Genomic DNA, 23,368 nt, shown 5'->3' with positions numbered 1-23,368 from the left:
TCTCGGGATCGAATCCGGAGGCACCCCGAGCCGCGTGGTCAGCCGGCTCCGAGAGCGAACTGCTCTCGCAACAACGCCTCGTGGAGCCGCAGGGTGCGTCCGTCTGGCAGAGTCTCCAGGACCTGTACGCCGTCGTAGTTGAGGAGCTGCCGCAGGACGGCGGCGAAACCGTCGCCCCGGGCGACAGGCATGCCGACGCGCTGGGCGAGTGCGGTCACAGGCAACGTGCCGCCCGCGTCCAGCAGGGCGGCAAGCGCCTTGTGCACCTGCTCCTGCGGCGGTTTGCGTGCCAGCCCGCCGAGCTGAGCCTGGTACGTCTCCGATTCGAGCAGTGCCGTCACCAGGGTCTCGGTGCGGGAGACGACGGTCGGGGTGAGGAGAGCGTCGTCTCCCCCGGTCGTCAGCGCGACGTCGAAGAGCGTGTCGTGCGTCCGAGCGACTTCCGCCTGCTGCTTCTTGGCCTTGCCCGTCGGCTTCTTGGGAGCGGGAGCCGTTGCGGTCACCGGTCGAGCAAGGTGCCCGTCCGGCAGCGGTGCCTTACCGGCCTCCTCCGGAGCCCACCAGGCCGGCCGCTGGTCGCCCAGCTCCCGCCATCCCTGCGGAGGCTCCGCGCCGAACGGCAGGAAAGCGAGCACGGGGATGGTGACCTCGGCGAGCGATGCCCCACCGTGGTAGCCGGCCTTGAGGGCGGTGTAGCGGGAGTCGGCGTCCCACAGCGCGACGATCGACGCCCCAGGTTCGGGCCAGACCACGCGCGGGCCGGACAGAGCGATCTCCCGTTCGGCGAGCGGGCTGCCGCCGGGCAGACGGTGGCGGGCGGACAAGGGGTCGGCGGCGGTGTCGACCTTGGTGCCGTGCCGGTCCACGACGTGGCCGTGGTCGCTGGTGAGGACGACCGCCATGCCCTGGGTGGCCGCCACCCGCAGCAGGTCGCGCAGCCCGGGCACGTCGTCGATGCGCCAGGCGCCGTCGCCGAGCTTCTGCTCCTTGGCGAGCCGGTCGTCGATGGCGTTGAGAACGACGGCGACATGGGTCTTGCCGTCGGCCAGCGCCTCCGTGAGCGCCGGGCCGAAGGTGTCGCCCGCGGTCTCGGTGCGCAGGTCGTCCTTGTGGAACACGGCTGCTGGGGCTCCGCCCCATAGCTTCAGCATGGGGAAGAGCCGCTTCTCGTCCGCTTGGGCGCCCTTCATCAGGGCGCCAGCAAAGAGGGAGGTACGGGACACGGCCGTCACGGTCGGCAAGGCGGCAGCCATCGCCCGTCGGCGCGGGGCGTTGCCCTCCGGCAGGGGGTCGAACTCGGCCCAGGACCGGCGCAGTTCCTCTCCCAGTTCGTTCGCGATGGCCGCACTCATGCCGTCCAGCACGAGCAGCAGCACCCGCCGTTCCTCTCCGCGTCGCACGGCCGGGCCGACCACGCGGTCGAGGAAGGTCTCGACGGTCAGCATGGAGCCGGGCTGCGTGCCGGCCTCCGTCCATGCCGCCAGGGCGCGCGCGAACGACGCGTCGATCTGCCGACGCTGTTCTCTGATGCGAGTGCCGAGGGTGTCGTAGGCGGCCTTGAGGACGGGGTCCGGGTCGCCACCGGCCTCGATGTGCTCCAGGGCGAGATCCACCCAGCCGGTATCCGAGACATGCCGTTGTATGGCGTCGGCGACGGTGGGGGCGTCTGCGGGCGGGTCGGTGGCCAGCCAGCGGGCCAGGCGCTGGCCCATGCGGGCACGTTCGATGCGGGCGGCCTCTTCCGGCTCGGTGGCGAGCCGGTGGTCCTTCAGGCGGCGGACGGCGTCCGCCACCGCGGCCGTGTCGCCCGACGCGAGGGCCTGGCCGACGGCGGTGAACCGTGCCTCGAGTCCACCGCGCAGGACGGGGCTCGCCGCCACGGCATCCTCCGCGCCGAACTGACGGGCCAGGGCGGACGCCCGGTCGAGCACGATGCCGGTGGTGCGGCGTGCCTCGCGTGCCTGGTCGGCGTCGCTGCCGCCCGTGCGGTGCCCGGACGCCAGCAGTGTGGTCACATACTCTTCGGCGGCCCGGCCGAAAACGGTCACCAGGGCGTCGAGCTGGTCGCCGTTCGCCGGAGGCTGATCGCCGAAGTAGCGTTCAGCGCGGCCCCGGGCCCGGTAGGTCTCGGGAGTGGGCTCGGCGTGCTGCCACAGCGCCGCGCACACGAGGCCGAAGGCGGCGGCGTCCCCACCACGCTCGGCATCGACGAGCGCGAGCAGGGCACGGCCGGCGAGGCCCGCCTGGTCCTCCTCACCGAGGAAGGCGGACAGGCCGGCGTGTTCGGGGCCACGCAGGGCGAGGAGCCGTTCGGGCGCTCCGGGTCGCGTCGACCAATGCAGCAGGGCCTGGGCGTCGAGCCGGTCGTCGCCGGGGCGACGCGTGCCGCCCTCGGTGTCATAGCGGCCGAGGCGCAGGCGGCGCTGCGCGAGCGCGGTGAGGGCGTACTGGCGGGACAGCCAGCCACCGGGCACGGCCGACCAACCACCGGGCGGCGTGGCGTCGAGCAGGGCCTCGGCAGCCCAGTTGACGTCCTTGAGCCTGGGGTCTATCTGCCGGGCGCCGAACGCCTCGCGGACGACGTCCCAGCTGTCGACCGTGTCGATGCGCAGCTTGTGGACGCGAGCCAGGATCGCCGGGTCGAGTTCGTTCTGCTCCCGGTCGGTGAGCACGACCAGCACTGCGGGGCCGGGACGGCGGCCCGCCAGGTGATCGAGGACGAGTTCGTGGACGGCGAGGGGAGACGGCGCCACCGCCACGCCGGCCGTACGGCCCTCGCCCCAGGCGGGCTCGGCAGGCCCGTCCCACTGCGGTGCGGACCGCAGCAGCACGACCCGGCGCCTGCCCTCGCCGCCTCCTGTGAGGGGGGCGGCAAGAGACGACTGCGAGGACAGGTACTGGGTGACGGTCGCGGTGTTCAGCCGCACCGCACCGGGGACTGCGGCGACGGTGTCCGTCATTCGATGACCTGCCAGGTGATCTCGATGGTCGCGTCGGGGTTGCGCGCGGCCAGGTCCGCCAGCTCCGCCTGGAGGTCGTCGACGGCCCGGGACGCGGTCGTGCTGCGACGCCCGGACTTCCGGCCCGTACCGCCGACGCTCGCCGGGGAGGGCGTCTCCTGCGACGGGGTGTACGGAATGCGCGGGTCGCTGGTCGACGTGTTCAGGGAGAGGTCGTCGGCCCTGGGCTGCGGAGCGACAGGTGCGGGCGACGGGGCGGCCGCGGCTTGGGCGCGCTTGATCAGGGCGACGACCTCGCGCTGGGTGTGGGCCAGGGCATCGCGCAGGTCGGCGGTGCGCTGGTCGTCGCGGGCCACGTTGCGCAGCGAGTCGAGCAGCGCCTCGCCCTCGGGACCGAGTCCGGCTGCCAGCTCCAGGGTGCTCCAGGGGGCGGAGGCGACGGCCTCCGCGACCGCGCGGGCCTTCTTGATGGAGGTGCCGTACCGGTCGGCGCTGGTCTCGCCCAGGTCGAAGGAGGCGAGCGCCTCCACCGTCTTCTTCGCCCCGGCCGCGCCCTTGCCGGCCTCCGCCGTGAGGGCGTCCAGCAGTTCCAGGGAGCGGCGGGCGAGGGCGAGGCGTCCGGTATCGGCGGTCTGGTCGAGGCCGAGGAAGAAGGCGTGGGCCTCCAACTGGTGCACCAGATCGGCCGCGTGGTCCCGGTGGTCGCGGGCGGCCTCGATGATCTGGCGGGCGAACTGGTTGACCATCCGGCCGCGCCGCAGCGCGGGCGGCTTCGCCCCGAAGATCGTCTCGAAGCGCTGCCGGGCGGTGTCCCAGTCGGACTCGGCGGGCAGCGGCTGGCTGCGCAGCGCGTCGTGGTCCTTGATCGCGGACAGTTCGGGCGCGGGGTCGAGGACGGTGCCGCCGCGCACCCAGACCCGGTCGTCCATCTCGGCGAAGGAGGCGACGACGAGCCGGGCGAGGAGGTCGGGCAGACCGCGCGGGTCGGGCTTGTCGGTCCAGTCGGTGAGCGTGATCAGGGACAGGTCCCCAGTGACACCTTGGGAGCGAGCGAGCTGGCGGAAGTGGTCGGCCCAGTAGCGGGACAGCTCGAAGTACGCCTCCTTCTGCTGTCCGAGGCGCAGGGGTTCGGCGATGCGCCGCATGTGTACGCGGTCACTCGCCGGAACCTCCACCCGCCCGTCGCGCGCCTCGGCGGCGGCCCTGAGGTGAGGGAACACCTTCTTGATGTCGGCGGGCTTGACGGCGGTGCCGGTGGCCTCGGGGTCGAGGTCGGGGTGGGCCGGGTACTGGTGGGCGAGCAGCTTGCCCGCGACGTGCCGGATGCCGTCGTGCAGGCTCTGCCCGAAGGACAGGGTGAGTCCGTCGACGTCGGGCAGCGCGACGAGGTGGTCGTCGAAGTCGGGGACGACATCGGCGGCCTGCTTCTGGGCGAGTCCGTACGCCTGCTTGAAGGCGCCCTTGACCTGCTTGAGCAGCGCCTCGCGCTGGGTTTCGAGGAGGCCCTTGGCGCGGCTGCGGTTGTCGGCGTTGAGGTGGCCGGCGTACTGGGTGTCGAAGCGGTGCTCGTCGGCGAGGGCCTTGTCGATGACGACGAGGCGACGGAAGTCCTGGAAGCGCTGCGCGGACAGGTGCGCGGGCAGCCAGGCGACGGTGCGGGACCGCTCGCCCTGCTGACGCTCGCGCAGCCGCTGGATGCGGTTGACGTCTTCGACCGGGCCCCACTCGCCCTCGTCGAAAGGCAGGTCTATGGCGATGCGCCAGCGGCCGTCTTCCTGCGGCATGAGGTCATGGTCGGGCAACTCGTCCTCGTCGGCGAGGTTCCCGAAGACGATCTCGGCTGTGCGTGCGGTGCCGCGCCAGGTGAAGTTGAGCAGGTCGCTCAGCTGACCATGCTCGACGCCCAGTTCCTCGGACAGCAGGCGACGGGCGAGGGCGACCCGGTTGCCGGGGTTGTCGTTGACCTGGGCGTTGGCGATGACGGAGTCCACGTCGACGCCGGAGAGTTCGAGGCGGACGCCGGGGTTGGCGTCGGTGCCGGTCTCCTTGATCTCGGGGAACCTCGCCGCCCACTCGGCGACCTTGTTCTTGATGATGCCGACTTCGGCACCCGGGATGGGCGCGAGAACCGACCCGTGGTTGAGCGCGCCGAGCCGCCGGATGGTCAGCTCCGACAGCGCGGGCACGCTGGGCGCCAGCGCGGACAGCAGCAGCGTGCACACGAGCCGGTTGTCCCCGAGGAACATCCGGCAGCCGTTGACCTTTTTCTGGTCGGTGAGGGACTCGGGCCGGTTGCGGTACTGCTCGACGTCGTCCTCGGTGATGTCGTACGAGCTGAGCAGGTAGGGCCGCAGTTTGGTCTTGTAGAGCTTGTCGGCGGCCTCGAAGACGACCTTCAGGCTGTCGGTGAACGGCTTGTCGCCGCCCCCCGCGATCACCGGGTACAGGTCACCGACGGGGACGAGCTGGCCGAGCCGGATCTCGTCGCGGTGGTCGGCGAGGAGCTGGCCCATCAGCTTCAGACCGGTGCGGGAGCGCTGCAGCGCGGACGAGATGTGGACGAGGGTGTCCATGAACGCCGGCGAGAACGGGTACGTCAGCCGGAACGACTCCGCGTCTGCGCCGGTGGTGCCCTTCTCCGAGCCGAGCAGGGTGTCCCAGACCTGGGGGCCGACCCGCTTGGTCTGCTCGAAGGCCGCGTCGACCAGCTTGGCCGCCTCGTCGTCCTTGGGCTTGAGGAGGCGGGCGTGGGCGATCTGCGGGAGGTTGCGGTCCTCCAGGGTGATCTTGTCGAACCGGCCGGAGGCCAGGTTCAGGGTGTCCTGGATGGACGACTCGGCCGCGCCGGACACCTCCTCGCCGACCAGCTCGCGCAGGTCCCGCTGGCGGGCGATGAACGACACGACGGGGATGGCCCGGCGGGCGTCGCCGCCCTCCACGAAGTTCGTGATCTTGCTGGCCTCGCGGGCCACGAACTTCTGGTCGTGGATGAGGGTGGCCAGCCACAGGATCAGCTCGTCCATGAAAAGGATCAGGCCGTCGTAGCCGAGCGACTTGGCGTGCTCGGCGATGACGGACAGACCGGCGTCCAGGGAGATGAAGCCGTGCTCGTCCTCGGCGGCGTTCTTGGTGAAGCCGGGGAGGATGTTGGTACCGGCGTCGTTGACGAGCTTGGCGCGCAGCTCGGCCGGGGTGGAGGGGTTGGTGAGGTTGAGGTGGACGCCCGCCTCGTGGTTCTCCTCGGCGGCGAGCGCGGTGTCCAGGAGCTGCGGGGTCCAGGCGAAGCCCTCGCCCCACTCGTCCTCCTCACCGTCGTCCGCGCCGGTGGTGCCCAGGCCTCGGATGACGGCCTCGTCACCCATGTTGGCGCGCATGGCGCGGATGTCGGCGAAGAGGGAGTCGGTCCGGTACACCTGCGGGGTCGGCGCGTCCGGGTGCAGCTTCTTGACGTGGTGCACGTACCCGCCGAGCACCCGCTGCTCCAGCGCCTTCGCGCCGAGCATGTGGTAGGGCACGAGCAGGAACTTCTTGCCGTCCGTGGTCAGCCACTCGTGCCTGGTCAGCACCGGGTCGAACTCGGTGCGGGCACGGGCGGCCGGATCGCCGCTGAGCAGTGCGTACAGCACGGCCATGAAGTGCGACTTACCGGAACCGAACGAGCCGTGGAGGTACGCCGCCTTGGAGCGGTGTCCGTCCAGCGCGGACTTGATGAGGTCCAGCGCCTCGTCGAAGTTCTCCAGCAGCCGCTCGGTGACGACGTAGTCCTTGAGCGCGTGCTGGGCGCCCTCGGGTGTCGTCGCCTCGGCGAGGGACAGCACGAAGTCCGAGGTGGAGATGGACTCCTTGATGTCGATGACATCGCGGAGGAGGGGCTGCTGGGCCATTGCGGGTTCTCGCTCTCCCTGACGGTGGTCGCTGCTGCTGCTCGTACTCGGTGCCGCGCGGGGTCCGCCGCCGAGGCCCGGGGCCGGTCCGAGGGGTGGGGCCAGGGCGCTCAGAAGTACGGACGGCCGGTGCGGCGGGCCGGCTGTCATGGTCGGCGGCGCGGACGGATCCGGTCATGCGGTGAGCGGACGGCAACCACGCTCACGGCGCCGGAGAAGTCAGGTCGGGTGGATTCGCGGCGTCTGCACTCTTCGTCCCCCTCGCACTGAACATCACCCGTACGGCCTGCGCATAGCACCCTACATCGGTCCCTCCCCCTCCACCCGGTGCCGTATGCCCTCACCGCCCGTACCGATCGCCCGGTCCCCACGGTGGGGCGCTACGGCCGCCATCGCCCCGACCGGTAGGCGTCCAGCAGGTTCCGGCTCGCGACCGTGAAGGGGTGCTCGGGGCCCAGGCCGCGGTCCCGCCGCTCGACGACGTCGGTCATCAGCGCGATCCCCTCCTCCCTGTGTCCGAGCGCGGCTCGGGTCCGGGAGAGGAGCTGCCGGGCGGCGAGCACGATCGGGTACTCGGGCCCGAAGCGCCGCTCGTACGCCTCGGCGACCTGCCGGATCTCACGGTCTGCCTCGTCGAAGCGGCCCAGGAGGTAGAGCGCCCATGCGTGGTTGTGCCGGGCGCCGAGTGTCACGGTGTGGTCGGGGCCGAGGAGGCGCTCGCACTCCGACGGCAGCGAGAGCAGTGCGCCGCCTTCCTCGGTGACCACGTCGGCGGCGGGCAGCATCTCCAGCAGGCCGGCGCGGGCCCGCAGGGTCAGCGGATGCGCGGCGCCCAGAGCGGAGCGCCGCGCGGCGACGGTGTCGCGGAGCAGCGCGACGGCTTCCTCCCGTCGGCCGAGGTTCGCCAGCACGAGCTGGAGGCCGTAACCGCTGTCCGCGGTGTCGGGGTCGTCGGCGCCGAACAGGCGCTCCTGGGCGTCCCGGACCGCGCGGAGCGCCGCCTCGGCCTCGGCGTACCGGCCCAGCCGGAACAGTGCCCGCCCTGCCCTGGACCGGGCGGCGAGGACCGCACGGTGATCCGCGCCGAGGTGTCGCTGCGCGAGATCGGCGGCGTTCCGGGCGGTCTCCCAGGCGGAGACGTAGTCACCGGTCCGGTGCAGGGCGGTGGCCAGCCGCGTCGTGACGGCCAGGGCGTCGGCGGCGGACGACTCGCCGGCGTGCCCGAGCAGGGCCAGCGCGTGAGGAACGAGCAGCCGCAGCCGGGGGTCGTGCGGACCGGCATCGGGTACTGCGGGCACGGCCCCGTCGAGCAGCCGGACGGCTGTCGTGTCGAGGGCCGGCACGAGGTCTGCGGGGGTCGCCGCCGAGACGCTGTCGAGCAGGATGCCGTGACTCTGTGCACAGCGTGTGCCTGCGGCCTCGACGAGTTCGGACAGTGACTGGTCGAGGAGCGCTCTGAGGGCTGTCTCGGTCCGGGCACGAGGCAGTACGGCGCCGATGTCGGCGTGGTTGAGCAGAGCCAGCGGCAGCGGCTCCGCGGCGAACCGGGCGAGCAGTCTGAGCAGGGCCGCCGCTTCGGGCAGTCCGCGCGCTTCGAAGGCGTCAAGGGTGAGCTGCCAGGTCAGGCCGACCAGGTGGCGGGGGTCCGCTTCGGACAGGGCGTCGGCTCCTCGGTCTATGAGCTGGACTCGTTCGTCCGAGTCGAGCTGGTCGCCGTAGGCGTCCATCGTCCAGGGGTCGATGACCTGCCGGGAGAGGAAGCCGCCCGCCAGGGTGAGGGCGAGGGGCAGCCGCCCGAGCCGGTCCGCGACCCGCGCCGCCTGCTCGGTCGTGCCGCTGTGCGGTGCGAGATCGCGCAGCACGAGCGCCGCGTCCTCCCTGGGCAGGACACCGATGTATTGCAGCTCGGCGCCCGGCCACCATCGGGCCGCCGCGCGCCGCGTGGTCACCAGCACGGTGCCGCGGGGGCTGGTGCGCAGCCAGTCGCCGTCCCGCAGGATCTCCGGCTCGTCGGTGTTGTCCAGGACCAGCAGCCAGGGTTCGGCGGAGCGGTCGAGGTACCTCCATACGAGGTCGGCAGCGGGTCTGAGACCGTTGCGTGCGGCGAGCAGTTCACCGTCGTCCGCCCCTCGGTCGGCGGCGACGGCGAGCATGCCGGCGCGCAGGCTCGCGCGGTCGGAGGCGTTGACCCACAGACCCACCCGGCCCGCTTCCGCGGTGACCTCCTGGAACAGGGCGCAGGCGACTGCCGTCTTGCCCGAGCCGCCCATCCCGTACAGCACGTAGACCTGGCCGCCGCGTTCCGCTTTCACGCTCGCTCGCAGGCGTTCCATCACCTCGCTGCGGTCGCGGAGCGCGACGGGGAGCCGGCCGACCGCCGGGCGTCGCACGGAGTCCGGCCCGCCGTTGTCCGGCCCGTCGTCGTTGTAGTGGTGGTGCTCGCTGATGTGCTGGTCGCCGTGCGACTGGTAGACGCGTCCGTGGTCCTCGGCGTGACCGTCCGTCCCGCCCGTCATCGCTCTGTGATGTGCTGGTCACGTCCCGCTTGGTAGACCCGGGCCTGACCGGATGCGGTGGCGTGCTGGGCGATCCGCCGGGCGGCCGAACCGTCAGGGTCGAGCTGGTCCAGCAGTGCACGCAGTTCCTGTACGGCGGCGGGCCGGGCGACGAGCAGCCGCCGTACCATCCCCTGCCATTGAAGCCGTAGTTCGTCGAGGGTCTCCTGGTCGTCCGCGGCCGCGGCGGCGAGCGCGTCCTCGCGGCCGGCCTCCAACTCGGCGGCGACGGTGTCGGCGCGCTCTGGTTGCGTCCGGCGCCAGAGCTGCGTGATCCCGTCACGCACGTGGTGCCAGGCATCGGTCGCCATCAACGCGACCAAGGTGGTTCCCGCGCTCTGCGCGAGCAAGGCCACTTCAGCGTCCACAGACACCCCTCCGCTCACCCTATTTTCCGACAGCATCAGATGGAAAATGTCACCTGTCAGATTTTTGCGCGATCTTCAGTGCGATCAATATCATTCCACCCCTGCACGGCAGGGAACAAGGAGGAATCAATCCTCGCCAATACCCCCAAGGACCTGCTCTGACACATGGTCAGACAGGCTTCTCGCGCGGTACGGTGAGGCCTCGCGACCGATCGAGGGGGCGAGGGAAATGGCCAGGCCGTGGGAAGCGGATCCCGCCACGAGTTTCAAGCGACGCCTGGGAAAAACTCCCCAGGAACTGGGAAACACCACCGGAACTCCTGACTGCCCGGACATCTGGGAACTCGCCAACGGCGATGTCGCCGTCATCGGCCGGGACCTCACCCAGTCGCTCGGCAGGAACCTTCCCGACGGGGTCTCGATCGGGTCGGACGAGCGCCTCGTGGTCATCCCCAGGAACATGCTCATCGCGGCGAAGCCGGACATCCCCAGTGTTTGACTCCTTCCCCTACGGCGTCTCCGAACGTCTGAACCGCCCCACGTACCACGCGGAACTCGGCCGGATCTACTCCAGCGGGATCGGCTTCCTCAACAAGCTCGAGCGCGGCCAGCACTTCCAGGAGCGCGGCTTCCCGAGCTGGGAGGCCTTCGCCGGCGGCGACTGGGAGCGGGCCCTGTCCCTGGCCGACGGGAGGCGCGAGGACTACGCCCGGGAAATCCGGCGGGCGTCGGACCTGGGCGTCACGCACCGCCGTCTCCGGGTGGTGGAGTTCCCGGTGACGCCGTATGTGCAGTGGGAGTTGTACGTGCTGCGCGTGCGGGTGGACGTGGGCGACGCGATCAAGGTCATCGACGCTCGGGACATTGCCGGCGTCGAGCAGCATCGCCTGGTTCCGGAAGTGGTGATTCTCGGCGATGTGGTCATGTACGAGGTCGTGTACGACGAGGACGGAAACGCGGCGGGCGCCCATCGCTATACGGACAGCTCACTGATCCGGGAAACGAACGCCGGATTCGATGCGCTGTATGAGCGTGGTGAGGGGTTCTACGATTTCTTCGACCGGGAGATCGTCCCCCTGGCCCCGCCCGGAGGGGACGGATCTGCAACGGGTGGTGACGGGTAGCGGCGAACGGCGGGACGGGGTGATGAGCAAGCCCGCAGGCCGGCGGGGCGGATCCCCGTCCCGGCGGCGGGCACGCGCGGCGTCAGTCCCTGGTTTTCTCCAGCTTGACGGCAGCGGTGTCCGCGTCGTGCAGTTCGGCGTCCGCCGGGGCGAACGTCTCGTGTTCTTCCACGACTTCGCCGTCCACGACGTCTCCTTCCGGCGCTCGGTGTGACGGATCCGCCAGGGGCAGGCCGGCGAGGTGCTTCTTGAGCCTCTTGGCCATCGGGAGGTACGTCGAGAGAGTGAGCCCGCCGGACACGACGGCCCCGATGACGGGGATGGCCTTGGAGACGCCCTTGGCGAAGGACTGCTTGGTCATCTGGACGCCGAGGTAAGCCGCGGACTTCTTCACGATCGGGTAGATGACACCCTTGGTGAGCGCCTTCTGAGGCAGCTTCTTCGCGACCTGCTTCGACAGCATGCCGGCAACCTGGCCCACGGCGGCGTTCGCCGACTGGGTACCGAACATCACGCCGAAGAACAGCGTGAGCACCCCCATCGTCGCGTCATCGACGCCCTCCCCCTCATCGGCGAACAAATCGGGCCAGCTGTAGAGGTAGGCGAGCTTCTGCGCGATGCGCAACATGTGGCCGACGTACTGGGCCAGGTCGGCGGGCACCGTGGCGGGCAGGGCGAAGATGCCGGGCATCCCGGCTGCGGCCGAGAGAGCGCTGACCTTGGCGGTTTCGTAGCGGATGGAGTCGTTGGCGACCTTGTCGAGGAGCTCGACCGTGATGCCGGCGGCAGCGGGAGTCTCCTCTATCGCTCGTCGGATCTCTTCCTCGGAGCAGTGGCGAGCGAGCGCACTGCGGAGGTACGCCTCCCTGTTGATCCGCACACCGGGGAGCTTCGCCGCCGCCATCAGCACCGCGAAGAAACGCGACTCGGGGTTCTCGACCTCTTTACCCTGCTTCATGGCAGGAACCTACAGTGCCTCCGAGTTGCGGGGATCAGCATGGATCGACTTCGTTGAGAGCTCGTTACGAGAGTGGCGGTGGCGTGAGAGCCGGCTTCCTTCACGATGCCGATCACTGTCCGGGAAGGCGATCGCGGGCGAGCAAGGCGCTGGGTCTGCTGAAGGTGTGCCGTAGGGGTGGGATACGCAGGGCCCTCGGCAAGCACACGCCCGCCGAGGGCCCCCGCGATCGGCGCCACCTCTGTCAGCGTGCCACGAACTCTACGAAGACGGCCCATGTGGTGGGTCCAACGGCGAGTACGGCGCGGGTGGTGTCCTTCGAGTCGCGGACGTGGACGGTGGCGGGGCGTGCGGCGACCTCGACGCATTCGCCGCCTGCTCCGCTGCTGTAACTGCTCTTAATCCAAGCCGACTCAGGAACAGTCTGTTCGACGTTCATCTCTCTCCAAGCAACTTCTCGATGAAGGCCAGCGACTCGCGGGGAGTGAGCGCTTGGGCCCGAAGGAGTCCGTACTGCTCCTCGATCTCCCGGACGGGCTTCCGCGCTGTGTAGAGGCGGCTGTCCTGCTGAGCCTCCACATACGCGATCCTCCGCCCTTCCTTCGTCTCGATCAAGGTGAACGGACCAGCCAGTCCGGCATGCTCGTTCCGCTCGGTCGGCAACACCTGGACCTCCACGTTACGCCGCTGGCCATGAAGCAAGATCTGCTCCAACTGCCCGCGCATGATGCCCCATCCGCCCAGTGGCCTCCGCAGGACCGACTCTTCGATGACGAAGCTGATGGTGGGCAGCTGCATCCGAGAGAAGATCTCCTGCCGAGCCAGGCGCGCCGTCACCCTTTGCTCGACCACATCCTCGTGCAGCAAGGGCCGCCAGTTGGTGAACACTGCCCGCGCGTACTCTTCGGTCTGCAAGAGTCCAGGCACTGCCTGGTTGGCGTACACATGAAGTTCAACGGCCTCGGCCTCCAGCTTGGCCGCGTCGCGAAAGAACGCTGGATACTGAGCCCGAGCCACCTCTTCCTTACTCGCTCTCAGTACCCCACCTGCCGCCAGCACTTCATCTGCCTGGTCGATGAACTTTGGCGGCGGAATGCGTCTTGCCTGCTCGAACGACGCGATCGTCGAGGCCGAGTACCCGGTCAGGGACCCGAGCCCCGCGCGGTCCAGGCCCGCCCGCTCCCGGAACAGCTTCAACTGCCTCCCGAACACGCACAGCATGCCCGTCCCGACCTCATACTGTTCCGGCTGCTGAACCTCGTCGTCCACGCCGCACTCCTCTCGTGCAACCGCCCAGCCAGCCAACTTCGGGTCCTGGGAACCGGTCACGCCCAACACCAGGTACAAGCGCACCGACCGCGTGTACAGCCCGCACCCGTCAGTGCATCACTCCTGGTCAACGCTACGCAGAGTTCGACACCGTTGACCCTATGAAGTCAGCAACTCCCCCGAATGGGCATATGCAGCAGCACCCCGCGCTCGAACGCGAGTTCACTATGCGCTTCACGTCAACGCCACGCGGTGCCCGCCTCGCTCGCAGACTCGTCTCGCACCGCCTGAACGACTGGGGCTACCCGTACGCGACCACGGTCAACGAGACACACACCCTCATCACGGCGGAACTCACCGTCAACGCCGTCCAGCACGGCCACGTCCCCGGCCGGGACTTCCACGTCCAGCTCACCCTGACCGAGGGCACCTTCCGTATCGAGGTGACCGACACCCGCGCTGAGAAACAGCCCCCGACCGCCAGCCCTTCGGCGACCGATTCGCTATCCGAGTCCGGCCGGGGCCTGCTTCTGGTCGCCGCCCTCGCGGACGACTGGGGCGTCAACCCTCGCAAGACCGCCCCGGGCAAGACCGTGTGGGCGGAGCTGCACTCACAGACAAAGGGCCACCCGCTGACGCATCGGGTGGCCCCTGAACCGACGGATGTCGATCTACTCCTGGCTACTTCTTCGCTGCTGCGCGACGACCTCGGGTCGCAGCCGGGGGACGCCAGCCACGGAGGTCATCGTCCGTGAGCCCGTGCTCGCCCTGCTTCTGCTGGCGGTAACCGGCGAAGAAGTCCGCCGGGGAGCCGCTGTAGAGCATGTCGAACTCGTTGTGCCACTGGTACAGCCACGGCTGGAGTTCCAGCAGGCCGGCGAGGAATGGGGTGATCTCCTCGGTGGACAGCGCGGTGTTGGTGAAGTAAGTCGCCAGCGCCTGCGCCTGCTCCTTGTGGTCCCAGCCGGCCCAGCCGTACAGCTCGGGGGTGGCGGCGTTGGTCTGGCCGTAGGAGATGAACCGCTCCTTGGGCACGTCCAGCTTGCCGCGCGCCCTCCAGTAGACCACGGGCGCAACGTTCCGTGCCCAGCACGCGACGGAAGCCGCGCACCAGGGTCTCGCCGCGCGAGGTGGTGTTGACGAACGCCCACCACGTCGCGCCGACGGCCCAGTACCAGCGTTCCCCGGACACCAGTTGCCCCACGAGCAGGGCGAACCCCGCGCCGGCCGTCGCCTGGACGGCCTGGCGGGAGGTGATGCGGGCGAGCCCGGTGCCGCCGGGCGGTGCGGGCGCGGCCGCCGGGGGCAGCCGCCGTTCGTAGCACCACAGGCCGAAGCGGACCGCGCCCGCGGTCGCGACGGACAGCAGCACGGAGGCGGACAGCTCGCCGAGCTGGCCGGTGCGGGCGTGCAGGAACTGCGCCGCGAAGAAGAGCATGAAGGCGAAGATGCCGAGGGCGTGTCCGCGCGGTCCCCAGCGCCTGGCGTACACGCCGAGTCCGACGACGGCGAGGAAGGCGACGTCGCGGGCCACGGCGTGGTCCTGGAGCGCCGCGGCGGTGGCCAGCACGGGCAGGCCGACGACGGGGAGGAGTGCCGTGGTGACGGCCTGCCCCCGGACGGTGGCGTCGGTGACGGTGAACAGGGCGAGGAGCGCGGCGAGTCCGCCGGTGATCGCGCCGGTGAGCGAATGACCGGCGAGCCCGCAGGCGACGACGGCCAGCCCGATACCCAGCACGGCCCGCGTCGCGAACCGCAGCCGGATCCGTCCCGGATCCGGAGCCATGAACACCTTCTTCAGCACCTACCGCCCCCTGGCATCTCGTACGACATGTGTCGTGGCATGAGAAAGGCGCCGCGGGTCCCGCAGCGCCATCGACGCACCCATATCAGCATCTCTGCCACCAGTGGCTCAACTCAGCCACGGAGGAGTAGGCCATTGGTACAATCGGTCCGGCATTCCTTCGGCCATCTCCGTGCCAATGGCCGCCCTTGGAGCGACCGCCCCGTGGCCGTGGACGAACTCGACACCCGCATCCTGCGCCTGCTCCTCGAACAGCCGCGTACGTCCGTGCGCGAGTACGCGCGCATCCTCGGCGTCGCGCGCGGCACGCTCCAGGCGCGGCTCGACCGTATGGAGCGCGAGGGGGTCATCACCGGCGTCGGCCCCGCCCTCTCCCCCGCCGCGCTGGGCCACCCGGTGCTGGCCTTCGTGCACATCGAGGTCACCCAGGGGCATCTGGACGAGGTGGGGGACGCGCTGGCGGCGGTGCCGGAGATCGTGGAGGCGTTCTCCATCACGGGCGGCGGCGACCTGCTGACCCGGGTGGTGGCCCGGGACAACGCCCACCTGGAGGACGTAATCCAGAAGCTGATCGGGATGCCGGGCGTGGTCCGCACCCGTACGGAGGTGGCGCTGCGGGAGCGGGTGCCGCACCGGCTGCTGCCGCTGGTGGAGTCGATCGGCCGGTCGGCGCGCGGCTAGCCCCTGCCATGCTGGACGTATGAGCGCACTCGGCACCCTCTCGGTCGTCTTCGATCTCGACGGAACACTCGTGGACAGCGAGCCGAACTACTACGAGGCGGGGCGCCGCACACTCGTCGAGTACGGCGTCCCGGACTTCTCCTGGGCGGAGCACGAGCGGTATGTGGGAATCAGCACCCGGGAGACGATCGCCGACTGGCGCCGCCGTTACGGCCTGTCGGCGTCGGTGGACGAGCTGGTCGCGGTCAAGAACGGCCACTACCTGGAGCTGGCCCGGACGAAGACGACGGTGTTCCCCGAGATGCGCGCCTTCGTGGAGCGGCTGGCGGACGCGGGGGTCCCGATGGCCGTGGCGTCGGGATCGTCGGCCGAGGCGATCGACGTGATCCTGGCCGGCACCGGCCTGGACGCACATCTGCGCACCGTCGTGTCGGCCGACGAGATGGCCCGTGGCAAACCGGCGCCGGACGTGTTCCTGGAGGCGGCGCGGCGGCTCGGCGCGGACCCGGCGGACTGCGTGGTGGTCGAGGACGCGGCGCCGGGCGCGGCCGCCGCGCACGCGGCCGGGATGCGCTGCATCGCCGTCCCCTACGTCGCCGCGCAGGCCGACGCGCCGGAGTTCGCCACGGTGGGCCTGCTGCTGCGCGGCGGCCAGTCGGAGTTCACGGCGCGGGCGGCCTGGGAGTGGCTGACCGGGACCGGGGCCCACAGCGTCCGCCGGAGCTGACCCGCACCGGCGCGGGAGCCCTCGGACGCCGTGCGGGGGCCGCTCCCCGAAGCGGCCGAAAATTCTTTCCCGAACGGTGATTGTTACGCGCTCCGCGTCCGTACTTCCTGGTGTTGGGCCGTTCTTAACCCAGGAGGCACGATGCGCATCTCGCGCAGCACGGCAGGAACCGCGTTCGTGGGCGGAGCCATGATCCTCACCCTCACCGCGCTGGCCTATCCCACCATGCTGGGCGTACAGACCACTTCGACCAAGGCGGACCGGGTGGTCGCCAACACCAACTACGGCCCGCTGACCGAGGCGGACCGCGACTTCGTGGTGAAGGTGCGTGCGGCCGGACTGTGGGAGCACCCCTTGGGGCTGCTGGCGATGGAGCGGGGTACGACGCCCGAGATGAAGGAGGCGGGCGAACACCTGGTCGTCGGCCACGGCCGGCTGGACGCCAGCTGCCGCAAGATCTCCCTGGAGCTCGGCATCACGCTGCCGAACCAGGCGTCACCGCAGCAGCAGGGCTTCGTGGAGACCGTCAAGGCGACGAGTGGCAAGGAGTTCGACTCCACGGCGGTGAACATCATGCGGGTGACCCACGGGCAGATCTTCCCCGCCATCGCCAACATCCGGGCGAACACCCGCAACACGCTGATCCGGCAGCTCGCGGACCAGGCCAACGACACCGTGCTCGACCACATCACGGTGCTGGAGAAGACGGGCCTGGTCAATCACGAGCAGGTCAACTTCCAGCAGACGAGCCCGCCGAAGCTGCCGCAGGAGCAGGTCACGCCGCCGGCGCCGCAGGCGGGCGCGCCGGTGATCGCCCTGCCGATCCCGAAGGAGCTGGAGGACCTCAACACGGCCTCCCCGGCGCCGTCGCCGTCCGGCACGGTGCGCTGACGGGGACGCGGCCCGCGGTTCAGGACCTGCGGCGGGGCTTGCCCCGTCGCGGGTTCTTCGCCGTTCCGCCGCCTCCGCCGGTTCCCCGCCGGGCGCGGCCCGCGGCCCCGGCGGACGGCTGCCGGCGGCGTCCGCCGTCTCCCTGGCCCGACCGGTCCTTCTTCGGCTCCGCCTTCTTCTCCTGCGCGGGCTGCGGGCGGCGGCCGCGCGTGCTGTTGACGGTGCGGCCGCGCACGATGCCGATGAAGTCCTCGACCAGGTCCGTGGTCGCCGCCTCCGGCCAGGCCAGGCCCATGCTCGAGGCGGGCGCGTCCTCCAGCGGGCGGTGGGTGAGGTCCTTGCGGTGGTGCAGCCGGGCCAGCGACAGGGGCACCACGAGCACGCCGATGCCCGCGGCGACCAGCTCGATCGCGTCGGCGGTGGTGGCCGGGCGTTCCAGCGCGGGGCGTCCTGGCAGGGTCTCCCAGTGCAGCACGTCGTCGAGGGGGTGCAGCACGATGTCGTCCGCGAGGTCCTCGACGGTGACCGAGTCGGCGGCGGTGACCAGGTGGTCCTTGGGGACCACGACGACGGTCTGCTCGGTGTAGAGGGGGATGGCGCTGAGCACCGTCCGGTCGACCGGGAGCCGGAGCAGACCCGCGTCGGCCTCGCCGTCCAGCAGCATCCCGTGCGCCGGCTGTGGAGGCGCCTGGGTGAGGGTCAGCGGAACGTCGGGCTGCCGCTCGTTCCAGACGCGCACCCACTTGTCGGGCATCACACCGGGGACGTACACGAGGCGGAACGAGGGGGACACTTCCGGGCCGGTCACCTGGCCAGGCTACCGGCCGCGGCCGGCGGCCGTTCACCACGGCCGTGGTCGGCGGCCGCGCCCACGCTCGATACCCTGGACGCCATGACGCAGCACCAGAGCACCCAGACGATGAAGCCCGCGACCGCGGCGAAGAAACTGGGTGTGTACCTCGAGGCCACCCCCGCCGAGTTCCGGGAGGGCGTGGTCTCGCGCGCGGAACTGAACGCGCTCCAGGCCGATCCCCCGCAGTGGCTGCGGGACCTGCGGCGCGACGGCCCGCACCCCCGCCCGGTGGTCGCGGCCAAGCTGGGCGTCTCGATCTCCGGTCTGGCCCGTGCCGGTCTGACCGAGCCGCTCACCACCGAGCAGATCGAGGCGCTGAAGCAGGAGCGCCCCGAGTGGCTGGAGCGGGAGCGCGCCACCCAGGCCGAGGTCCGCAAGGAGGCGGCGCGGCTGAAGCAGCGTGACCGCGAGAACGCGGAGAGCGCCGAGAACGGCGACTGAGGTCCCCCTCGACCGTTCAGACACCCCCGGCCGGGTTGCCGGTCCGGGGGTGTTCCTTTTCCGTCTCTCGTGTGCCGGGGCATCGGGCGCCGCCCCACCTCTTCCGCGGAACAGATATATGCACCACCATGTGGCGCTATCGCACGCGCCCGTGGCGGCGCGCCCGACCGCGCCCGGGGTGGGACATGCACGACACCAGGTGGAAGCAGGCCGTCGAATGGCTGGCCGCGGCGGCCACGGACCCGCAGGAGTGCAAACGCCAGTGGGACCACGGCCAGGGGACGGCCCTGCTCGCGGCCGGACGGTACTGGGACGTGCTGAGCGTGCCCGACCGCCTCGGGCTGCTGGCCCTGGACCTGCTGTGGAGCGATCCGCTGGAGTTGCCCGGACCGACGCTGGTGGACGTCACGGCCCGCCGGGTGGGGTTCTTCCTGCCGCCCGACCCGGACAGCGAGTGGGTGGGCTTCGGGGTACGTCATGTGGGCCGCGGGTCGTGGATCGCGGTGCCGCCGCCGTACCGGCCCTCCGGCCGGCTGGAGTGGCTGGTCCCGCCGGACGGCACCGGCACGCTGCACGCGGCGGAGCCGCTGGAACGGGCGCTGCGACGGGCGACGGGCACGTTGGCGGTGCTGGCGCCGGTCAGCGCGGAGCCGAGTCCGGACTGCTGGTGACGCCGGGCTCCGGCGCCTGTTCGGGTACGGCGGCGCGGGGCTGCGCCGCCGTACCGGGCCTCTCCTCCGAGGACGCCCGGCCGCCCACCGCCCAGGAGGGCGTCCTCACGGCCGCCTCGGGTGTCTCCGGGGAGCGCGACTCCTCGGACCCGGCCTCAGGCGCCCCGCCGGACGGCACGGTCCCGCGCGTGTCCTCCGGAAGGGTCCCCCCGGACGCCACCTCAGACGTCCCGCCCGACGTCTCCTCCCACGGCTCGCGCAGAGACTCGGCCTTCGACGACGGCTGTCGGGAGGGCGGCTCCTCGGGCCTTGCCTCGGGCGTCCCGCCAAACGGCACGGTCCCGCGTGTCCTTTCGAAGGGGCTCCCTTCGAACGCCTCCTCGGACGCCCCGCCCGACGTCTCCTCCAACTGCTCGCGCAGACGCATGGCCTCCGACGGCCCCCGGGAGCGCGGCTCCTCGGACCCGGCCTCAGGCGTCCCGCCGGACGGCACGGTCCCGCGTGTCTCCTCCGGAAGGCTCGCCTCGGACGTCCCCTCAGGTGTCCCTCGCGGGCGCTCGCGCGACGGCACGACCTCGGGCGCGCCGTGAGAGGGCCGCTCCCCCGGCATGTCCTCCGACGCCTTACCGGACGGCGTCGTCCCGCGCGTCGCCGGGGAGGGCTTTCCCTCCGGTGCCGCCTGTTGTCCCTCGCCCGAGGTCTCGTCGGGGGGCTTGGCCTCCGGCGTCTCCTCGGACGCCCCACCGGGCTCCCCCTCCCATGCCCCCGCCGCCAGCAAGGGAACGGGAACGCGGAACGGTACGGCATGCGCCGGGCCGCGGTCGCCCACGGTCACTACCGCGAAGGACGCCCACACCCCCTCCCGGTGTCCCGGCACGGTGTGCCCCTTCGCCCGCCACTCCGCGACGAGTTCCGCGTAGATCGGCGTGTTCGCCACATGGCCGCCGGTCAGTTGCGCGTACGGCCGGCTCACGGCGCCGTGCCCGAGAAGGCGCCGCGCCGTCTCAGTGCTGTCCATGCCGGAGCAACGCGCCTCCGTGCGCCGGTGGTACGCCGTGGGTTCCACCTCCGCCCGCGGGGGTGACATCGTCACCCGGTCGGCCGTACGCGTCGGGGAGGCGGGGTTTGACCCTCGACCTGGTCGAGGCGGCAGGGTCCCGGGTGTGGAGAGCGAGATGCGCAGCATTGGTGAGATGGCCCGCGAGAGCGGGCTGGGCGTCAGCGCCCTGAGGTTCTACGACCGTGCCGGGGTCCTGGTCCCCGACCAGGTCGACCCGGTCACGGGCTACCGCTGGTACGCGCCGGAGCAGCTCGGTGAGGCCAGGGTGCTGGCCCGGCTGCGCCGTGCGGGCATGCCGCTGGCGGACGTCCGGCTGGTGCTGGCCGGCTGGACGGCCGCCGACACCGATCTCGTACGCCGGCTTCTGGAGGCGCATCTGCGCCGGCTGGAGGAAGGGCTGTCGGCCGCCCGCGTCGAGTTCTCCGCGCTTCGTGATCTTCTCGACGACAGGGAGAACCCCCTCATGACCTCACCCCGTTCCGCCACCCGGCTGTCCGTGTCCGGTCCCGGTCTGGCCGCCGCGCTGGACGCGGTCCGCTTCGCCGCCGGGACCGACCCGGAGCTGCCGGTGCTGGCCGGCGTCCATCTCGACGTCGAGGGCGACGCGCTGCACGTCGTGGCGACCGACCGGTACCGGATGGCGGTGGCGCGCACCACGGCCGGCGGGCACGGGGGCGGCCGGGTGCGGACGACCGTGCCGCTGCCGCTCGTCGACGCGATGCGGGCACTGCTCGACGGCGAGGACGAGGTGAGCCTCGCCGTGGACGACGGGCGCGTGACCCTGGAGGCCGGTGACCGGCAGACGGGCGGCCGGTGCGCGGAGCAGGACTTCCCGGACTACCGGCGCCTGGTGCGGCTGCCCGCCGGGCGCCGGGCCGAGGTGGACGTGCCTGCTTTCTCGGAGGCGGTGCGCACGGGTCCGGTGCGTCTGCACGAGGACGGCGCCGCGAGAACCGAGCTGACGGTGCTCGAGGTGTCGGAGGACGGCCGGGTCACGCCGGTGCCGGAGGGCGCCGACGGACCGGACCTCGTCGCGGTGAACCGGGCGTTCCTGCTGGACGCGCTCGCCGCGGCGGCCGACGACCGGCTCGTCCTGGAGTTCGGGGCCCCGACGGCCCCGCTCGCGATCCGCCGGCCCGGTGACGAGCACACGTTCTCGCTGCTGATGCCGGTGCGGCTGTCCGACTGAGGCGGGCCCGGTCCCGGAACGCACGACGGCCCGGGCGGCTCCCTCACGGGGGCCGTCCGAGCCGTACGCACGGTCGGCGGGGGTCAGCGGTCGCGGCCGCTGTCCTCCATCGGCTCCAGCGTCTCCGCGGCGGGCGTGGAGCGCTGGGCGAGCAGGGTGTCGGGCGCGGGCGTCCGCCGTCCGGCCAGCCACATCGCGATCGGCTCGGTGTAGCGGGCGGTGAGCGGCCCGATGATCACCAGGACGAGGACGTACGCGGTGGCGAGCGGGCCGAGCTGCGGCTCGATGCCGGCGGTGACGGCAAGTCCGGCGATGACGATGGAGAACTCGCCGCGCGCCACGAGAGTGCCGCCCGCGCGCCAGCGGCCCTTGGCGGAGATGCCGGCCCTGCGGGCCGCCCACCAGCCGGTGGCGATCTTCGTCAGGGCGGTGACGACGGCCAGGCCCAGCGCCGGAAGGATGACCGGCGGGATGGACTGCGGGTCGGTGTGCAGGCCGAAGAAGACGAAGAACACCGCGGCGAACAGGTCGCGCAGCGGGGCGAGCAGGTTGTGCGCGCCTTCCGCGACCTCGCCGGACAGGGCGATGCCGACGAGGAACGCGCCGACGGCCGCCGAGACCTGGAGCTGCTGGGCGATGCCGGCGACCAGCAGGGTCAGGCCGAGCACGACGAGCAGCAGCTTCTCCGGGTCGTCGCTGGAGACGAAGCGGGAGATCACGCGGCCGTAGCGGACGGCGACGAAGAGCACGAGGCCGGCGACGCCGAGGGCGATGGCGAGGGTGACGCTGCCGGTGGCGAGGCTGACGCCGGCCAGCAGGGCGGTGATGATCGGCAGGTAGACGGCCATCGCCAGGTCCTCGAGCACGAGGATGCTGAGGATGACCGGGGTCTCTCTGTTGCCGAGCCGGCCGAGGTCGCCGAGGACCTTGGCGATGACGCCGGAGGAGGAGATCCAGGTGACGCCCGCGAGCACCACGGCGGCGACCGGACCCCAGCCCATGAGCAGGGCGAGGGCGGCGCCGGGCAGGGCGTTGAGCGTCATGTCGACGAGACCGGCCGGGTACTGCGTCTTGAGGTTGGAGACGAGGTCGCTGGCCGTGTATTCGAGGCCGAGCATGAGGAGCAGCAGGATGACGCCGATCTCGGCGCCGATCGCGACGAACTCCTCGCTGGCGCCGAGGGGCAGCAGGCCGCCCTCGCCGAACGCGAGGCCGGCCAGCAGGTACAGGGGGATGGGCGAGAACTGGAGGCGTCCGGCGAGGCGGCCGAGCAGGCCGAGGCCGAGGATGATCGCGCCGAACTCGATGAGGAAGATCGCGGAAGAGTGCACGCGCTCACTCCCGCCCGAGGATCTCGGCGGCGGCGTCGATGCCCTCGCGGGTGCCGATGACGATCAGGGTGTCTCCGCCGGCGAGGCGGAAGTCCGGCGCGGGCGACGGGATCGCCTCCGCGCGGCGGAGGACGGCCACGATGGACGCGCCCGTGTCGGTGCGCATCCGGGTCTCGCCCAGGAGACGGCCGTTCCAGTGGGAGACCGAGGACAGTTCGATGCGCTCGGCGACCAGCCCCAGGTCGGTGGTGTGCAGCAGGTTGGGGCTGTGGTGGGCCGGCATCAGCGCGTCGATGAGCGCGGCCGACTCGGCGGTGCTGAGCCGCAGCGAGCGGGCGCAGGCGTCCGGGTCGTCGGAGCGGTAGACGTTCACCGTCCGGGCGCCGTCGCGGTGCGCGATGACGGACAGGTGCTCGTGCTCACGCGTGGTGAGGTCGTATTTCACACCGATGCCCGGCAGCGGTGTCGCGCTCATCCGTGGAGCAGGCACAGCCCGTCCCCTTCCCGTCTTCTTCTCATGTCGTCCGGCGTGCGGGCTGAACGGACCGGCGCACGGCACCGGGTGGCAACCCCCACTGCCGTAATGGTGCCATCCCGCCATT

At 71.4% G+C, this 23,368-nt stretch carries 20 protein-coding genes and 2 pseudogenes; 9 read left to right on the top strand and 13 right to left on the bottom strand.

The annotated features are described in order from the left end of the window. Positions 1-38 precede the first annotated feature (38 nt). From pglZ to ACQZOG_RS12840, 4 genes are all read right to left on the bottom strand, one after another. Positions 39-2,960: a BREX-2 system phosphatase PglZ gene (pglZ, locus tag ACQZOG_RS12855; protein ID WP_391606090.1), complete on the bottom strand. Its 2,922-nt coding sequence runs from the start codon at positions 2,958-2,960 to the stop codon at positions 39-41. Continuing rightward, positions 2,957-6,844: a BREX-2 system ATPase PglY gene (pglY, locus tag ACQZOG_RS12850; RefSeq protein ID WP_430741504.1), complete on the bottom strand. Its 3,888-nt coding sequence runs from the start codon at positions 6,842-6,844 to the stop codon at positions 2,957-2,959. The genes pglZ and pglY overlap by 4 nt, the downstream gene beginning before the upstream one ends. Before the next feature lie 380 nt (positions 6,845-7,224). Beyond that, positions 7,225-9,360 carry a tetratricopeptide repeat protein gene (locus tag ACQZOG_RS12845; protein WP_430741503.1) on the bottom strand — a complete coding sequence of 712 codons (2,136 nt, stop codon included), beginning with the start codon at positions 9,358-9,360 and terminating at the stop codon, positions 7,225-7,227. Then, a complete protein-coding gene (locus tag ACQZOG_RS12840; protein ID WP_391606087.1) occupies positions 9,357-9,767 on the bottom strand; it encodes a hypothetical protein in 411 nt (136 codons plus the stop codon). The genes ACQZOG_RS12845 and ACQZOG_RS12840 overlap by 4 nt, the downstream gene beginning before the upstream one ends. A 229-nt stretch (positions 9,768-9,996) precedes the next feature. Between ACQZOG_RS12840 and ACQZOG_RS12835 the strand changes: the two genes are divergently transcribed. Beyond that, positions 9,997-10,266, top strand: a complete 270-nt coding sequence (locus tag ACQZOG_RS12835) for a hypothetical protein (RefSeq protein ID WP_391606086.1) — start codon at positions 9,997-9,999, stop codon at positions 10,264-10,266. Beyond that, positions 10,259-10,891 carry a DUF6879 family protein gene (locus tag ACQZOG_RS12830; protein WP_430741502.1) on the top strand — a complete coding sequence of 211 codons (633 nt, stop codon included), beginning with the start codon at positions 10,259-10,261 and terminating at the stop codon, positions 10,889-10,891. Before ACQZOG_RS12835 ends, ACQZOG_RS12830 begins: the two co-directional genes overlap by 8 nt. Before the next feature lie 82 nt (positions 10,892-10,973). Here the strand turns inward: ACQZOG_RS12830 and ACQZOG_RS12825 are convergent, their stop codons facing one another. From ACQZOG_RS12825 to ACQZOG_RS12815, 3 genes are all read right to left on the bottom strand, one after another. Then, a complete protein-coding gene (locus ACQZOG_RS12825) occupies positions 10,974-11,849 on the bottom strand; it encodes a hypothetical protein (protein ID WP_430741501.1) in 876 nt (291 codons plus the stop codon). A 244-nt stretch (positions 11,850-12,093) separates the two neighbouring features. Next, positions 12,094-12,288: a DUF397 domain-containing protein gene (locus tag ACQZOG_RS12820; RefSeq protein WP_430741500.1), complete on the bottom strand. Its 195-nt coding sequence runs from the start codon at positions 12,286-12,288 to the stop codon at positions 12,094-12,096. Then, positions 12,285-13,118: a helix-turn-helix domain-containing protein gene (locus tag ACQZOG_RS12815; RefSeq protein ID WP_430741499.1), complete on the bottom strand. Its 834-nt coding sequence runs from the start codon at positions 13,116-13,118 to the stop codon at positions 12,285-12,287. Before ACQZOG_RS12815 ends, ACQZOG_RS12820 begins: the two co-directional genes overlap by 4 nt. Before the next feature lie 191 nt (positions 13,119-13,309). On the opposite strand from ACQZOG_RS12815, the gene ACQZOG_RS12810 reads away from it, so the two are divergent. Then, positions 13,310-13,873 (top strand): ATP-binding protein, encoded by a 564-nt coding sequence (locus tag ACQZOG_RS12810; RefSeq protein WP_430741498.1) that lies wholly within the window; start codon positions 13,310-13,312, stop codon positions 13,871-13,873. Here ACQZOG_RS12810 and ACQZOG_RS12805 read toward each other — a convergent pair. Next, a pseudogene (locus tag ACQZOG_RS12805) lies at positions 13,800-14,180 on the bottom strand (DUF7008 domain-containing protein); the annotation flags it as partial. The gene ACQZOG_RS12810 and the pseudogene ACQZOG_RS12805 sit on opposite strands and share 74 nt — an antisense overlap. 19 nt (positions 14,181-14,199) lie before the next feature. Then, positions 14,200-14,922: pseudogene (locus ACQZOG_RS12800) on the bottom strand (FUSC family protein); the annotation flags it as partial. A gap of 204 nt (positions 14,923-15,126) precedes the next feature. Between ACQZOG_RS12800 and ACQZOG_RS12795 the strand changes: the two are divergent. From ACQZOG_RS12795 to ACQZOG_RS12785, 3 genes are all read left to right on the top strand, one after another. Beyond that, positions 15,127-15,603 carry an Lrp/AsnC family transcriptional regulator gene (locus ACQZOG_RS12795; RefSeq protein ID WP_033277921.1) on the top strand — a complete coding sequence of 159 codons (477 nt, stop codon included), beginning with the start codon at positions 15,127-15,129 and terminating at the stop codon, positions 15,601-15,603. Positions 15,604-15,622: 19 nt separating this feature from the next. Then, entirely contained in the window at positions 15,623-16,330 is a 708-nt protein-coding gene (locus ACQZOG_RS12790; protein WP_359497695.1) for an HAD family hydrolase, read from the top strand. Positions 16,331-16,471: 141 nt separating this feature from the next. Then, the gene (locus ACQZOG_RS12785; protein ID WP_033277239.1) at positions 16,472-17,221 is read left to right on the top strand and encodes a DUF4142 domain-containing protein; all 750 of its coding nucleotides are present in this window, start codon (positions 16,472-16,474) and stop codon (positions 17,219-17,221) included. A gap of 19 nt (positions 17,222-17,240) precedes the next feature. Here the strand turns inward: ACQZOG_RS12785 and ACQZOG_RS12780 are convergent, their stop codons facing one another. Beyond that, positions 17,241-18,029, bottom strand: a complete 789-nt coding sequence (locus ACQZOG_RS12780) for a LysR family substrate-binding domain-containing protein (protein ID WP_037638300.1) — start codon at positions 18,027-18,029, stop codon at positions 17,241-17,243. 84 nt (positions 18,030-18,113) lie between these two features. Between ACQZOG_RS12780 and ACQZOG_RS12775 the strand changes: the two genes are divergently transcribed. Beyond that, positions 18,114-18,515: a DUF5997 family protein gene (locus ACQZOG_RS12775; protein ID WP_033277237.1), complete on the top strand. Its 402-nt coding sequence runs from the start codon at positions 18,114-18,116 to the stop codon at positions 18,513-18,515. Positions 18,516-18,700: 185 nt separating this feature from the next. Next, positions 18,701-19,186, top strand: coding sequence for a hypothetical protein (locus tag ACQZOG_RS12770; RefSeq protein WP_037638303.1), 486 nt, complete (start codon positions 18,701-18,703; stop codon positions 19,184-19,186). Here the strand turns inward: ACQZOG_RS12770 and ACQZOG_RS12765 are convergent. After that, a complete protein-coding gene (locus ACQZOG_RS12765; RefSeq protein ID WP_359497701.1) occupies positions 19,155-20,204 on the bottom strand; it encodes a hypothetical protein in 1,050 nt (349 codons plus the stop codon). The genes ACQZOG_RS12770 and ACQZOG_RS12765 overlap by 32 nt on opposite strands. A 157-nt stretch (positions 20,205-20,361) precedes the next feature. Here ACQZOG_RS12765 and ACQZOG_RS12760 point away from each other — a divergent pair, with 157 nt between their 5' ends. Next, complete coding sequence (locus tag ACQZOG_RS12760; RefSeq protein ID WP_033277235.1) at positions 20,362-21,435, top strand: MerR family transcriptional regulator; 1,074 nt, start codon at positions 20,362-20,364, stop codon at positions 21,433-21,435. 83 nt (positions 21,436-21,518) lie between these two features. Here ACQZOG_RS12760 and ACQZOG_RS12755 read toward each other — a convergent pair whose 3' ends face one another. Together ACQZOG_RS12755 and ACQZOG_RS12750 are read right to left on the bottom strand one after the other, a co-directional pair. After that, complete coding sequence (locus ACQZOG_RS12755; RefSeq protein WP_033277234.1) at positions 21,519-22,766, bottom strand: cation:proton antiporter; 1,248 nt, start codon at positions 22,764-22,766, stop codon at positions 21,519-21,521. 4 nt (positions 22,767-22,770) lie between these two features. Next, entirely contained in the window at positions 22,771-23,241 is a 471-nt protein-coding gene (locus tag ACQZOG_RS12750) for a cation:proton antiporter regulatory subunit (protein WP_033277233.1), read from the bottom strand. Positions 23,242-23,368 lie beyond the last annotated feature (127 nt).

Source organism: Streptomyces sp. P13-3-3, assembly GCF_050571355.1.
Lineage (GTDB): Bacteria > Actinomycetota > Actinomycetes > Streptomycetales > Streptomycetaceae > Streptomyces > Streptomyces althioticus.
The sequence above is the reverse complement of the archived record's forward strand: the minus strand, read 5'-3'. Positions and strand labels throughout refer to the sequence as shown.

Bases quoted from the DNA above. Each gene is read 5' to 3' on its own strand.
- ACQZOG_RS12760 (WP_033277235.1), top strand. From the start codon at position 20,362: ATGCGCAGCATTGGTGAGATGGCCCGCGAGAGCGGGCTGGGCGTCAGC.
- ACQZOG_RS12790 (WP_359497695.1), top strand. From the start codon at position 15,623: ATGAGCGCACTCGGCACCCTCTCGGTCGTCTTCGATCTCGACGGAACA.
- ACQZOG_RS12775 (WP_033277237.1), top strand. From the start codon at position 18,114: ATGACGCAGCACCAGAGCACCCAGACGATGAAGCCCGCGACCGCGGCG.
- ACQZOG_RS12845 (WP_430741503.1), bottom strand. From the start codon at position 9,360: ATGACGGGCGGGACGGACGGTCACGCCGAGGACCACGGACGCGTCTAC.
- pglZ (WP_391606090.1), bottom strand. From the start codon at position 2,960: ATGACGGACACCGTCGCCGCAGTCCCCGGTGCGGTGCGGCTGAACACC.
- ACQZOG_RS12765 (WP_359497701.1), bottom strand. From the start codon at position 20,204: ATGGACAGCACTGAGACGGCGCGGCGCCTTCTCGGGCACGGCGCCGTG.
- ACQZOG_RS12810 (WP_430741498.1), top strand. From the start codon at position 13,310: ATGCAGCAGCACCCCGCGCTCGAACGCGAGTTCACTATGCGCTTCACG.
- ACQZOG_RS12770 (WP_037638303.1), top strand. From the start codon at position 18,701: ATGCACGACACCAGGTGGAAGCAGGCCGTCGAATGGCTGGCCGCGGCG.
- pglY (WP_430741504.1), bottom strand. From the start codon at position 6,844: ATGGCCCAGCAGCCCCTCCTCCGCGATGTCATCGACATCAAGGAGTCC.
- ACQZOG_RS12750 (WP_033277233.1), bottom strand. From the start codon at position 23,241: ATGAGCGCGACACCGCTGCCGGGCATCGGTGTGAAATACGACCTCACC.
- ACQZOG_RS12835 (WP_391606086.1), top strand. From the start codon at position 9,997: ATGGCCAGGCCGTGGGAAGCGGATCCCGCCACGAGTTTCAAGCGACGC.
- ACQZOG_RS12785 (WP_033277239.1), top strand. From the start codon at position 16,472: ATGCGCATCTCGCGCAGCACGGCAGGAACCGCGTTCGTGGGCGGAGCC.
- ACQZOG_RS12825 (WP_430741501.1), bottom strand. From the start codon at position 11,849: ATGAAGCAGGGTAAAGAGGTCGAGAACCCCGAGTCGCGTTTCTTCGCG.
- ACQZOG_RS12820 (WP_430741500.1), bottom strand. From the start codon at position 12,288: ATGAACGTCGAACAGACTGTTCCTGAGTCGGCTTGGATTAAGAGCAGT.